Source organism: Arthrobacter sp. zg-Y769, assembly GCF_020907405.1.
GTDB lineage: Bacteria > Actinomycetota > Actinomycetes > Actinomycetales > Micrococcaceae > Arthrobacter_B.
Map to the genome: position 1 here is coordinate 90,580 of NZ_JAJJOE010000011.1, position 12,565 is coordinate 103,144.

General features: G+C 66.5%; 12 protein-coding genes. 7 read left to right on the forward strand and 5 right to left on the reverse strand.

What is annotated here, in order from left to right:
- Window positions 1-119: 119 nt before the first annotated feature.
- The 3 genes from LOC60_RS11150 to LOC60_RS11160 all read left to right on the forward strand — a co-directional run bounded on the left by LOC60_RS11150 (window position 120) and on the right by LOC60_RS11160 (window position 2,729).
- Window positions 120-761: a hypothetical protein gene (locus LOC60_RS11150; RefSeq protein WP_230025181.1), complete on the forward strand. Its 642-nt coding sequence runs from the start codon at window positions 120-122 to the stop codon at window positions 759-761.
- Window positions 762-1,099: 338 nt separating this feature from the next.
- Window positions 1,100-1,717, forward strand: a complete 618-nt coding sequence (locus tag LOC60_RS11155; RefSeq protein ID WP_230025183.1) for a DUF47 domain-containing protein — start codon at window positions 1,100-1,102, stop codon at window positions 1,715-1,717.
- Between the two features lies 1 nt (window position 1,718).
- Window positions 1,719-2,729, forward strand: a complete 1,011-nt coding sequence (locus LOC60_RS11160) for an inorganic phosphate transporter (RefSeq protein ID WP_230025185.1) — start codon at window positions 1,719-1,721, stop codon at window positions 2,727-2,729.
- Window positions 2,730-2,736: 7 nt separating this feature from the next.
- Here LOC60_RS11160 and pstB read toward each other — a convergent pair whose 3' ends face one another.
- The 4 genes from pstB to pstS all read right to left on the reverse strand — a co-directional run bounded on the left by pstB (window position 2,737) and on the right by pstS (window position 6,822).
- Window positions 2,737-3,516 carry a phosphate ABC transporter ATP-binding protein PstB gene (gene pstB / locus LOC60_RS11165; protein WP_230025187.1) on the reverse strand — a complete coding sequence of 260 codons (780 nt, stop codon included), beginning with the start codon at window positions 3,514-3,516 and terminating at the stop codon, window positions 2,737-2,739.
- Between the two features lie 30 nt (window positions 3,517-3,546).
- The gene (gene pstA, locus LOC60_RS11170) at window positions 3,547-4,656 is read right to left on the reverse strand and encodes a phosphate ABC transporter permease PstA (protein ID WP_230025189.1); all 1,110 of its coding nucleotides are present in this window, start codon (window positions 4,654-4,656) and stop codon (window positions 3,547-3,549) included.
- Window positions 4,656-5,588: a phosphate ABC transporter permease subunit PstC gene (pstC, locus tag LOC60_RS11175; protein WP_229951408.1), complete on the reverse strand. Its 933-nt coding sequence runs from the start codon at window positions 5,586-5,588 to the stop codon at window positions 4,656-4,658. The genes pstA and pstC overlap by 1 nt, the downstream gene beginning before the upstream one ends.
- A gap of 112 nt (window positions 5,589-5,700) precedes the next feature.
- Window positions 5,701-6,822: a phosphate ABC transporter substrate-binding protein PstS gene (pstS, locus tag LOC60_RS11180; RefSeq protein ID WP_230025191.1), complete on the reverse strand. Its 1,122-nt coding sequence runs from the start codon at window positions 6,820-6,822 to the stop codon at window positions 5,701-5,703.
- Window positions 6,823-7,042: 220 nt separating this feature from the next.
- Here pstS and LOC60_RS11185 point away from each other — a divergent pair, with 220 nt between their 5' ends.
- From LOC60_RS11185 to disA, 3 genes are all read left to right on the forward strand, one after another.
- Window positions 7,043-8,173, forward strand: a complete 1,131-nt coding sequence (locus LOC60_RS11185) for an FUSC family protein (protein ID WP_229951406.1) — start codon at window positions 7,043-7,045, stop codon at window positions 8,171-8,173.
- 44 nt (window positions 8,174-8,217) lie between these two features.
- The gene (gene radA, locus LOC60_RS11190) at window positions 8,218-9,585 is read left to right on the forward strand and encodes a DNA repair protein RadA (protein WP_227920644.1); all 1,368 of its coding nucleotides are present in this window, start codon (window positions 8,218-8,220) and stop codon (window positions 9,583-9,585) included.
- A gap of 197 nt (window positions 9,586-9,782) precedes the next feature.
- Complete coding sequence (gene disA / locus LOC60_RS11195; protein ID WP_230025193.1) at window positions 9,783-10,859, forward strand: DNA integrity scanning diadenylate cyclase DisA; 1,077 nt, start codon at window positions 9,783-9,785, stop codon at window positions 10,857-10,859.
- 2 nt (window positions 10,860-10,861) lie between these two features.
- Here the strand turns inward: disA and LOC60_RS11200 are convergent, their stop codons facing one another.
- A complete protein-coding gene (locus tag LOC60_RS11200; RefSeq protein WP_230025195.1) occupies window positions 10,862-11,527 on the reverse strand; it encodes a hypothetical protein in 666 nt (221 codons plus the stop codon).
- A 96-nt stretch (window positions 11,528-11,623) separates the two neighbouring features.
- Between LOC60_RS11200 and LOC60_RS11205 the strand changes: the two genes are divergently transcribed.
- Entirely contained in the window at window positions 11,624-12,565 is a 942-nt protein-coding gene (locus LOC60_RS11205) for an A/G-specific adenine glycosylase (protein ID WP_230025197.1), read from the forward strand.

Here is a 12,565-nt window from a genome sequence, read left to right on the forward strand (position 1 = left end):
ACCGACTGTCCCACTTTATCGCACACCACACAGATCGTGGAAAACACCTGCCCCTCCGCACGCCCCGGCGCCCCGGAGACCGCCTCGATTCCGCACAGATCCCGGAGTATTCTTCCAATATGAGTGAGTCCAATTCAACGCCGCGCCATCACAAGCCAAAGCCTCTTGCACCCGTGGACTTCGCCAATTTCCCCGGCGGTGCCGATCCGGCACGCGTTTCGGAGGCAGCCCATCTGGCTGCCCAGGCACTGGTCCATCACGGCCGCCAAAGCACCGACCCGGAGGTCACCCGCCGTTTGGTGGAACTGACCGATCAGCAGGGAGTGGAAGCGGTGGCCGAGATGTGGGCCGAAAGTCCCGCCCGGTCCCTGCCCGGCGCACTCTGGCGCCTCTATGCCCTGCGGGCCTCCATCCAGCGGAACCCGGAACGGATCGCTTCGTTCTACGCTGCAGGCAAGGACGTTGCACAGGTATCGAAGGTGGTCGCCGGAGTGGCCGAACCGCTGGGGGCGGACGAAGTGCGGACCATGGCAGACACCATCCTTTCCGGCGCCTTCGAGGGTGACTTCGACGTCGCGCTGGAGCGTTTCGCCGCGTTCTGCCGGGTGGTCGCCCTGGGCCAGGCCAACCACGCCGACTCCTCCGATGCCTCCAACGGGGACCGCGCCACCCTCCTGACCCGCAATGCGCGCCAGCTGGTACACACGGCCGAGGACCTGGAGCACTCCGCAGCCGCCTGGCGGCGCGGCGAGCTCGACTAACGCCGGCCGGTGGCGGCACGCACAGTGGCAGAACATGCGGTGGCGGAACACATAGTGTCGCTCCCCACAGTCCCGCAGCTGTCGGTGCGGCCGTGTTGACATCACCGGCAGAGCGTAGAAAACTGAAATTGGTGTCGGACTGCGGAACCCCCGGGCTTCAACTCTGAGCCGCTTCGAGCGGCCTTCCGCCGAGAGGCGCTCCCGGTCCGGCACCGCTACTTTTCCACCGCAATCTGCGGTACCTATCCCCCGAGTTCCCTACGGCCGCTGCCGCCATCGGATATTCTTGGGGCTGTGAGAACCTTCGATAGTCCTCCTGCCCCTGCGTTGCGCACAGCGTGAAGCTTCACCTCTTCCCCCAGGAAAATGCAGGCCTTGAGCTGCTCTCCCGCATGGCATCACAGTTGCTGCGCGGCACCGCGGTGCTGGCGGAGATCCTCGGAGCGGACCCGGAGGAATTCGACCGGCTGACCGAGCAGCTGCATCAGATTGATGCCGAAACCACCGACCTGCATTTTGCACTCATGACGCAGATGCGGACCAGCTTCATCAATCCCCTTCCCCGTGAAGACCTGTACGAACTGTCCCTGGTCCTGATGTCCGCGATGGAATGCCTGGATGCCTCAGCGGAAACCATTGCCCTCTATAAACTCACCGGCGTTTCCCGCCGCGCTTCCGAGCAGCTGGAGGTCATCGGCCGGCAGGCTGAACTCACCGCCTCCGCCATGCGCCGGCTTGCCTCGCTGGAGGATCTGGAAGAGTACTGGATCGAGATGCTCCGCCTGGCCCGGCGGGCCGAGCGGTCCCGCCGGATCTGGGTGGCGGAACTGATGCGGGAGTACAAGCCGATGGCCTATGCCCGGCACCGGGACCTGGCCGACCAGCTATCGGGAACCACCGCCCAGCTCCGCCGTGCAGCCACCTTTGTGGGCGGCATCCTCGTCCGGGAATCCTAGCGTGGCCACCTTCCTCCTGGCCGGCGTCGTCCTGCTCGCCGGAGCCTATGCCTTCCTGAACGGCTTCCATGACGCCTCCAACTCGGTGGCCACCTCTGTCCGTACCCGCGCCCTGACCCCCACTGTGGCGATTCTGCTGGCCGCCGCCTTCAATCTCCTGGGCGCCCTGGTCAGCACCGCCCTGGCCGTTGCACTGACCGTGCGGTTTGTGGATCTCCCGGCCGGGCCGGAGGGGCTGGGCATCCTGGTTGCCGGGCTGCTGGCGGCCTGCGGCTGGGGTGTGTGGACCTGGTGGCGGCGGATGCCGTCCTCATCCACCCATGCGCTGGTCGGCGGACTGGTGGGTTCCGGAGCGGCTTCGACCCTGGTGGGCGGACAGAACATCGCGGAGTCCAACCGGTTGATCTGGGAGCAGCTGGCCCTGCCGCTGCTGCTCTCCCCCGTGATCGCCTTCGCGCTGGCGTATCTGCTGGTTTTTCCGGCAACCTGGCTTATGCGTTACAGCTCTCCGCGCCGCGGCGACGCCGGAAACCGGATAGCGCAGTCCGTTTTCACTTCCGCCTTCTCCCTGGGCCACGGCATCCAGGACGGGCAGCGGACCATGGCCGTTGTGGTGCTCGCCCTGCTGGCGGCCGGCCAGACGCCGGAGACAGACATCCCCCTCTGGGTACAGCTGTTCGCAGCGCTTGCCCTGGCCGGCGGCACGCTCTTCGGCGGCTGGCGGATCACGCACACGCTGGGCTACCGGCTGGTGCGGATGGACCCGCTGCGCGGCATGAGCGCCCAGGCGGTCAGCTCCACCATGCTCTTCCTGGGTGCACTCTGGCTGCACATCCCGCTCTCGAGCACCCAGACCATGACATCGGCCATCGTCGGTGCCGGCACCAACCAGCGCTTTTCCACCGTGCGCTTGATCCCGCTGCGGGAAATCCTCGTCACCTGGCTGGTCACAGCGCCGGTGACCGCGGTGCTCGGCGGGATCCTGCTGCTGGCCCTCAGCCCTCTGCTGTAGGTACCGCTTACCCGAAACGCCCGGAAACGTAGTCTTCGGTGGCCTGTTCCGCGGGGTTGCTGAAGATAACCGGGGTGTCCGCGTATTCGATCAGTCGGCCGGGCTTGCCGGTGCCGGCAATGTTGAAGAACGCCGTCTTGTCCGACACCCGCGCCGCCTGCTGCATGTTGTGCGTAACGATAACCACCGTGTAGTCGCTCTTGAGTTCCTCAATGAGGTCCTCGATGGCCAGGGTGGAAATGGGATCCAGGGCCGAGCAGGGCTCGTCCATCAGGATTACCTCCGGGGACACCGCTATGGCGCGGGCTATGCACAGGCGCTGCTGCTGGCCGCCGGAGAGTCCGGAGCCGGGCTTGTCCAGGCGGTCCCGGACCTCTTTCCAGAGGTTGGCGCCGGTCAGGGACCTTTCCACCAGGTCATCCGCGTCGGACTTGGAGATCCGCTTGTTGTTCAGCTTCACGCCGGCCAGGACGTTGTCCCGGATGGACATGGTGGGGAACGGGTTGGGCCGCTGGAACACCATGCCCACGTGGCTGCGGACGGTCACCGGATCCACGCCGGGGCCGTAAAGGTTCTCCCCGTCCAGCAGCACTTCGCCTTCCACCCGGGCACCGGGGAGCACCTCGTGCATCCGGTTCAAGGTACGCAGGAAGGTGGACTTGCCGCAGCCCGAGGGGCCAATGAAGGCCGTAACGGAGCGGGGCTCAATATTGATGCTGACGTCCTGGACGGCGAGGAAATTCCCGTAATAGACATTCAGGTCTTTGACATCGATGCGCTTGGACATGGATTCCTTCTTGGTAAACCGGTTGCAGGGCTAGCGGGAGGTCCGGGGTGCAAAGATCCGGGCAATCAGGCGGGCGCCGAGGTTCAGCAGCATCACCATGACGATCAGGATCAGGGCGGCCGCCCAGGCCCGCTGGGTACTCGGGTCAGTGTTGGTGGGGGAAGTCGGGCTCATCAGCTGCCGGTAGATAAAGGTGGGCAGCGTGCTCATCCAGCCCGCAAACGCGTTGAAGTTGATGGTGTTGACGAAGCCGGCCGTAACCAGCAGCGGGGCGGTCTCGCCGATCACGCGCGCAATGGCCAGGGTGACGCCGGAGGCAATGCCGGAGATCGCGGTGGGAACCACTACCTTCAGGATGGTCCGCCACTTACGCACACCCAGGGCGTAGGAGGCCTCCCGGAGTTCGTTGGGGACGATCTTGAGCATTTCCTCGGTGGAGCGGACCACCACCGGGATCATCAGGACGGACAGGGCGACGGCGGCAACGAAGCCGGTGCGGGTGCCCGGCCCGAAAACGAGTCCGAAAAACGCCGCCGCAAACAGGCCTGCCACAATCGAGGGGATGCCGGTCATTACGTCGACAAAGAACGTGATGGCCCGCGAAAGTGTCCCGCCCCGGCTGTATTCCACCAGGTAGACGGCGGCCAGCAGGCCCACCGGAACGGAAATGACCGTGGCCCAGAAGGTGATCAGCAGCGTGCCGACAATGCCGTGGTAGGCACCGCCGAGCACCGCCGTCCCGTTGTCCGTCGTGGCGTTGTCCACGGCACCGGTCATGCCGCCCATGGAGGTCAGCAGGAAGTCCGGGCTGAGACCCGGCAGGCCGCGGACCAGGACGGTAAAGATGACCGAGACCAGGGGCAGCAGCGCCAGCAGGAACGCGCCGCAGACCAGGTTCGTGGCGAGACGGTCCACGGCATGCCGCCGGCCCTCCACGATCCAGGTGACGACCGTGCCGCCGAGGACGAAAAGCACGGCGGTGAAGATTGCGAAGGACGTGACGGAGAAACCGATGAGCGCGGACAGCGCCGCACCCAGGATCAAGGCAGCGGCCAGCACGATCCAGGGCGTATAGCGGGGCAGCCTGTTCTTGGTCAGCAGGGACCCGGGACGGCTGAGGGCGGAGGTTGTATCGAGCATCAGTTGGCTCCCGAGAATTCTTTGTGGCGGCTGATGATCCAACGGGCAACCACGTTGACCGCCAGCGTGATCAGGAACAGCACGAGTCCTGCAGCGATCAGTTCCGAGAGCCGGAGCCCGAACGCTTCAGGGAAGTTCAGGGCAATCTCGGCGGCGATGGTCTGGTTGCCCGGCCGGATCAGGCTGGCAATCAGGCCGCCGGAGGAAAGCACCAGCGCCACCGCCATCGTTTCGCCCAGGGCACGTCCCAGGCCCAGCATGACGGCACTGATGACGCCGGGACGGGCGAAGGGGAAAACGGCCATCCGGATCATTTCCCAGCGGGTGGCGCCCATGGCCAGGGCCGCTTCCTCGTGCAGCTTCGGCGTCTGCAGGAAGATTTCCCGGGTAAGGGAGGTAATGATCGGCAGGACCATTACGGAAAGCACGATTCCGGCCGTGAGCATGGTTTTGCCGGTCTGGCTGGCGGGACCGGCAAAAATCGGAATCCACCCGGCGTTTTCGGCCAGCCAGTTGTACGGACCCACCAGCGCGGGGGCCAGCACCGTCATGCCCCAGGCGCCGTAAACCACCGACGGGATGGCCGCGAGCAGGTCCACCAGGTAACCCAGTCCCTGTGCGAGCCGCCGCGGGGCATAGTGCGAGATAAACAGTGCGACGCCGATTCCCACCGGTGTGGCGATCAGCAGCGCGATAAGTGCCGCAATGACGGTGCCGATGACCAGCGGCAGGATGTACCGGCCGAACCCGCCGCCGCCGGAGATATCCGCCGGATCGGCCATGAACGTGGGCAGCGCCTGCCACATCAGGAAAACCGCCACGCAGAACAGGACGAACAGGATCAGGCAGCCGGCTGTCACCGTAATGCCGGAGAAGATCTTGTCTCCGGCACGGCCCGCGCCGCCTTCTCCCGTTATGGACTTGCTGGACACTGCTCAACCCTTCGAAATGCGTTGGTGCAGACTCTTTATCAGTGTAGGTACTCCGCCTTGGAGCGGACCCTGTCCTCCCCTGCAGAGAGCCGGGGAGGACAGGATAGGTGCGCTACGAACGCACCCGGATGGTTTCCAGTGCCGCTTGGGCCCGGCTCCGGAGGCTCTCGGAGAGCGCCGCGCTGCCCGCGGCGTCGGACGCCGCAGCCTGGCCCTCGTCGCTGACTACGTAGTTCCCGAAGGCACGGACCAGGTCCACGGTCTGCTGGTCCCCGTAGCTGGTGCAGAACACGTGATAGCTCACCAGCACCACGGGATAGGCACCCGATTCTGCCGTGTCACGGTCCAGGTCCATGGCCATATCCGCTTCCGGACGACCCTCCCCTGTCACAGCGGTGGAGGATTCGACGGCGAGTGCGGCGGCGTCGGCGCTGAACGGGACGTAGGTATCGCCCACCAAGACGCTGACCTTGCCCAGGGAACCGGCTGCGGAGGCATCGGCATAGGTGATGCCGCCCTCGGTGGAGGCCACCGTGGAAATGACGCCGCCGGTGCCGGAGGCGCTTTCCCCGTTCGGCAGTCCGGCCGGCCATTCACCTGACGCCTTATCCGTCCACTTTTCCGATGCTGCTTCGGCCAGGTATTCGGTGAAGTTCTTGGTGGTGCCCGATTCGTCGCCGCGGTGCACCGCCGTGATGGCAGTGTCCGGCAACTCCACTGCTTCGTTCTGTCCGGTGATGGCCGGGTCATTCCAGGCGGTGACCTCGCCGCGGAAAATCGCTGCAATGGTGGCCGCATCGAGGTTCAGATCCGTTACGCCGGGAAGATTGAAGGCCACCGCGATCGGCGAGATGTAGGCGGGAACGTGGATGGCGCCGTCGGGACCGCAGACCTCCACGGCCGCAGCGGTTTCCTCTTCATCAAGGTAGGCATCGGACCCGGCAAACTGGACACCCCCGGCCAGCAGCGCTTCCCGGCCGGCACCCGACCCGTCCGGTGAATACTGGACGGATGCCTGCGGATTGGCGGCACCGAAGCCCGCAATCCAGGCCTGCATGGCCGCGTCCTGGGAGGACGCACCGGCGCCGGAAAGCGTGCCGGTGACGGAGCTTTCCGCGCCGGTACCGGCCGGGACCGGCGCCGCACTGTCGGTGCCGCAGGCCGCGAGGCCCAGGGCAACGGCAGCCGAAACGGTTAGAACGGATGCAGTGCGGCCGAAATTCGAAACCTTCACCATCGGATCCCTTTCAAGGGGTTGTTCGGCGCGGGTGCGCCGGGAAGCTGAATGCAAAAACAGCAGTCGAGCACGTGGAACCTCCAACACGTTCCTGTCCTAGGGTGGCGAACCAAGGTGAACGGAAAGTTAACGCCCGCCGGGCAGCCGCGGAACATCCGTTACCGCCCGAATGTAACGCCGGATACAGGTTGTCCCCGGCTCCCCCTAGACTGGTTTCATGCCCCAACGCAGCTCCTTCGCCAAAAGCCGGGGTTTCCTGCTGAACCGGGCCCGCGTAGGGCTGCAGCGCAGCCGCAATTCCGTGGTTCCGGCCTTGCAAATGACCATCTGCGCCGTCGGGGCGTACGCCTTCGCCGAGTACGTGCTCGGACACGAGGGCCCGCTGTTCGCCGCGACGGCCGCCCTGATATCGCTGGGGTTCTCCCGGGAACCGCGGACCCGCCGCGTGCTGGAGGTGGGAATCGGCTGCACACTTGGCATCACCATCGGCGAAATCCTGCTCACCCTTCTGGGCAACGGTCTGGCCCAGGCCGCCGTCGTCCTCTTTTTCTCCGTGATGCTGGCCCGCTTTTTGGACCGCGGCGTCATTTTCACCACTCAGCTGGGACTGCAGTCCCTGCTGGTGGTGCTCCTGCCCGCCCCGGACGGCGGTGTCTTCACCCGCAGCGTGGACGCCATAGTCGGCGGTGTTTTTGCCCTGGTGGTGACCATGCTTGCGCCGCGGGATCCGCGCCGGGAACCGAAGTCCAACATCCGCGAGCTCCTGCACGAACTGTCTGCCGTACTGCGCCAGTGTTCCGAAGCCATCGCCAAGAGCGATTCCACCATTGCCTGGCATGCCCTGGTCCGGGCCCGCAACACACAGCCCCAGCTGGACACCCTGGCCCGCAGCGTCCGGGACGCACGGGAAGTCGCCCGGATTTCGCCCGCCTACCGGCGGTACCTGGCGGAACTGGGGGATCTGCGCGGCTCCATCGGCTACCTGGACCTGGCGGTCCGCAACAGCCGGGTCTTCGCCCGCCGGACGACGTCGGTCATTAACCATGCATCGCTGGGTGACGAGGCCATCGAGAACGTGTCGGAGGTGCTGAACGAGACCGCCGATGCCGTGGATGTCCTGGCCCGTGCGCTGGGCGGCGGTGAGGGCCCGGACGCCCGGCTCCGGCACCTTCGCCAGGCCCGCAACGAGCTGGCGGCCGTGGGGACCCGCCTGCATCCGAAATCACTGGGCATCACGGACCTGCAGGGCGACGCGCTCATCATGCTCTTCCGCCCCCTCGTGGTGGACCTGCTGGAATCCACCGGACTCACCCACGAAGAGGCGGTTACCTACCTCTCGGAGGTCTGAGCCCTGCGGAAAAAAGTGTCAGTGCCGCGGGATAGCCTGATTCCATGGCAACAAAGACTGCACGGCCCAAGACCGCCAACTTCCGCTGCTCGGAATGCGGCTGGACTACGGCCAAATGGGTTGGACGCTGCGGCGAGTGCCAGGCCTGGGGAACGGTGGAGGAGTCCGGCGAAGTCCTGGCCCGGACCACCGCCGCCGCCGTGGTTGCCCGCCCGGCGCTGCGGATCGGCGAGGTAGACGCCACCACTGCCGCCTACCAGGCCACCGGTGTAGGCGAACTGGACCGCGTCCTGGGTGGAGGCCTGGTGCCGGGTGCGGTGATCCTGCTCGCCGGGGAGCCCGGCGTGGGCAAGTCCACCCTGCTGCTGGACGTGGCCGCCCGTGTCGCCGGCCTGGGCCGCGACGTCCTGTACGTCACCGGAGAGGAATCGACGGCGCAGGTGAAACTGCGCGCCGAGCGCATCGGAGCCGTGTCGGAGAACCTGTATCTCAGTGCGGAAACGGACCTCAGCCAGGCCCTGGGCCAGGTGGAACAGGTCTCCCCCGGGCTGCTCATCGTTGACTCCGTCCAGACCCTGAGCAGTACCGCCGTGGACGGCAGCGCCGGCGGCGTCAGCCAGGTCCGCGAGGTGGCGGCATCCCTGATCAACGCCGCGAAGACCCGGAACATGACCACCCTGCTGGTTGGCCACGTCACCAAGGACGGCTCCATCGCCGGTCCCCGGCTGCTCGAGCACCTGGTGGACGTGGTCTGCCAGTTCGACGGCGACAGGCACTCGCGGCTGCGGCTGCTGCGTGCGGTGAAGAACCGCTACGGACCCACGGACGAGGTGGGGTGCTTCGATCTGACCGAAGACGGCATCGAAGGGCTTGCCGATCCCAGCGGGTTGTTCGTTTCACGGACCAAGGACCCGGTTTCGGGCACCTGCATTACCGTGACGCTGGAGGGCAAGCGACCGTTGGTGGCCGAGGTGCAGTCCCTGGTCGCCGAAACCGGCAATGCCCAGGCCCGCCGCGCCACCAGCGGAGTTGATGCCTCCCGGGTGGCCATGCTGCTCGCCGTCCTGCAGCAGCGTGCCTCCATGAGCCTGGCCAAGGATGACAGCTATGTCTCCACCGTGGGCGGCGTGAAACTGGGCGAGCCGGCCACGGACCTTGCGGTGGCGCTGGCTGTCGCGTCGGCGAAGATGAACAAGCCCCTGCCGGCCCAGCTCATTGCCTTCGGGGAGGTTGGACTGGCCGGGGAGGTGCGTCCGGTACCCGGTATCGCCCGGCGCATCAACGAGGCCGAACGGCTGGGCTTCACCCACGCCGTCGTGCCGGCCTCCCCCAACGGACCGGGGAACGTCCCGTCCGGTTTCAAGGTCCGGGAGGTCTCCACCCTGGCCGAGGCGCTGGAACTGCTCTTCTAGCGCGGCCGTTTCCGAAGATCCCGGGAAACAGCCGGTGAGCGTAGTCACTGGGTGCCGGCGGAGGCTTACCTGCGGGGCCCGGGCGGTGACGTGCCGTGGTTCACGAGTTGGATAGCGTACCGGGATTCCCCACTAGTATAGGGACGGGCAAGCCTTAGCCCAGATCGTCCAGGCCCCCGGGCCGGAAGGAAGTGACCATGGCCCGCAGTCCCGAAGACGCGCTGAAAGCAACCCTGGCGCGGGTAGCACCCGGGACCGAGCTCCGCGACGGACTCGAGCGCATCCTGCGGGGTCGTACCGGCGCCCTGATCGTTCTCGGCTTTGACCGCGCGGTGGACAGCATCTGTTCCGGCGGGTTCGATATCGGCATTGACTTCTCCCCCACCCGGCTGCGGGAGCTGGCGAAAATGGACGGCGCGATTGTCTGCGACCGCGACGCCAGCAACATCCTCCGGGCGGCGGTGCAGCTGGTCCCGGACCACACCATCGAAACCCACGAATCCGGCACCCGGCACCGTACCGCCGAACGCGTGGCCATCCAGACCGGCTTCCCCGTCATCTCGGTCAGCCAGTCAATGCGGATCATCCAGCTCTACGTAGGCGGTCTCCGCCATGTCCTCGAAGGATCCGAGCCGGTGCTGGCACGTGCCAACCAGGCCTTGGCGACCCTCGAGCGCTACCGTGCCCGGCTGGACCAGGTCACGAATTCACTCTCCGCCCTGGAAATCGAGGCGATGGTGACGGTCCGCGACGTAGCGGTCACGCTGCAGCGCCAGGAAATGGTCCGCCGGATTTCCGAGGAAATCTCGCAGTACGTCCTCGAACTCGGCGTCGACGGCCGCCTGCTGTCCCTCCAGCTGGAGGAACTGACCACCGGCCTTGGGCCGGGAAGCGAAATGATCCTGCGGGACTACGCCGACCTGAATGACGGAAAGCGCAAGATCGAGGAGCAGATCTCCACGCTGCAGAACATGAGTTCGTCCGAAATGGTGGACCTCGGCAAGATCGCCTCGGTAGTGGGCTTCCAGCCGGGGCAGGACTCCCTGGAAGCCGTGGTGCAGCCGCGGGGTTACCGGCTCCTGAGCAACATCAAGTCCGTTCCCCCGGCGGTGTCCAACCGGCTGGTGGACCACTTCGGCGGCCTGCAGAACCTGATGGCGGCGAACATCGATGATCTGATGACCGTGGACGGCATTGGCGAGCAGCGCGCCCGCACCGTCCGCGAAGGCCTCTCCCGGATCGCGGAGACCAGCCTCCTCGACCGGTTTATGTAGCCTTACTCCAGTTCGAAAACGGCAGTTTCGCTGCTGGCTTCGCCTAGCCTGGCAGTGAACACGTAGTAGCCCGGGTTCGGGTTGGAAGACACGGCAGCGCAGCCCGGTGCCGACCGGTTCCGGTTCCACGTGAAGTTTGCCGTCTCCGATGCGCCCGGCTCCACCTTCTTGAGGTAGTCCTCGCCGCCGTCCTGGCAGTCGGTCGAAGAGAAGATCCGGTCCGAGCCGCTGGCTACCGAGAATTCCATCTGGGAAGTGCCCACGTTGATTTCGCAGGCAGATTTCCCGGTGTTGGTGACGGTGAGCGTCAGGATTGGTGCCGCGCCTGCCGGGTAGACCTGGGCATCGGTGGCGGCAGTAACCGAAACGGAGTCTGCCGGGCAGGCGGCGTCCGACGGAGTTGCCGCCGGTTTCGGTGCGGCCGGCGTTTTGGCACCGGCTGCGGCGGGCGTGGCAGCCGGGGCGGTGAGGGTCGGAGCCGGGACGGTGGCGTCGGCCACTGTCTGTTTTTCCGGAGTCAAAGCGCCAACCACAAGGGCCACTGCGAAGCCGAGTCCCACAAGGAGCAGCACCGCGAGGAGCCCGGCAACCAGCCGCCGACGACGATAGACGGCGGGGCTTGGGCGGCGCGGGCGGGGGCTGTTTCCGGCCGGCTGTTGTGTTCCCATCCCATCCATGGTTCAAGGCTAGGGACCAGCACCTCGATTACGGCCACACCACGCCGGTTAGTAGAGTATTGCTGGTCATACGCAAGGGAGTGCAGCATGAATTCACAGGCGGTAGAACTGCACCGCCGTATCCCCGAGTGGTTCGCCGGCAATGCCCGCGAGCTGCCCTGGCGGGACTCCGGCTGCACGCCCTGGGGCGTATTGGTCAGCGAAATCATGCTCCAGCAGACCCCGGTGGTCCGCGTCCTGCCCGTCTGGGTTTCGTGGCTGCAGCGGTGGCCGACGCCGGCCGGGCTGGCTTCGGAGCCCAGCGGGGAAGCCGTCCGGGCCTGGGGCAGGCTCGGCTATCCCCGCCGGGCGCTGCGGCTGCACGCCGCCGCGAAGGCCATTGTCGAGGACTTCGGCGGTGAAGTGCCCTCCACCTACCCGGAACTGCTGCGGTTGCCGGGAGTGGGCGACTACACCGCCGCCGCCGTGGCTGCGTTTGCCTTCGGGCGGCGGGAAACAGTGGTGGACACGAATATCCGCCGGGTACACGCGCGCGCGGTGACCGGCAACGCCCTGCCCTCACCTTCCCTGACCGCAGCCGAAATGCGGCTCGCAGCCTCCCTGCTGCCCGCCGACGCCGGCGACTCCGTAGCCTGGAATGCCTCAGTCATGGAGCTCGGCGCAGTGGTGTGCACCGCCCGCAGCCCCCGGTGCGCAGAGTGTCCGATACTTGACCGCTGTGCCTGGGTGGCCGAGGGGAGGCCGGAACCGCATTACACGGCAAAGGGCCAGGCCTGGGCCGGAACCGACCGCCAGGTCCGCGGGGCCATGATGGCGGTACTGCGCTCCGCGGAAGGCCCGGTCCGCCGGGAATTGCTCCTGCACGCCCCGGTGGATCTGGCCGCCCCGCGGCCGGCAGCCGAGCTGGACCCCTTGGAGGCCCTGCACCGCCTGCAGGCGGTGCAGGAACAGATGGAGCGCGCCCTGACCGGCCTGATTGCTGACCGGCTGGCGTCGGAAAATGCCAGCGGAGTGTCGCTGCCGCTGTGA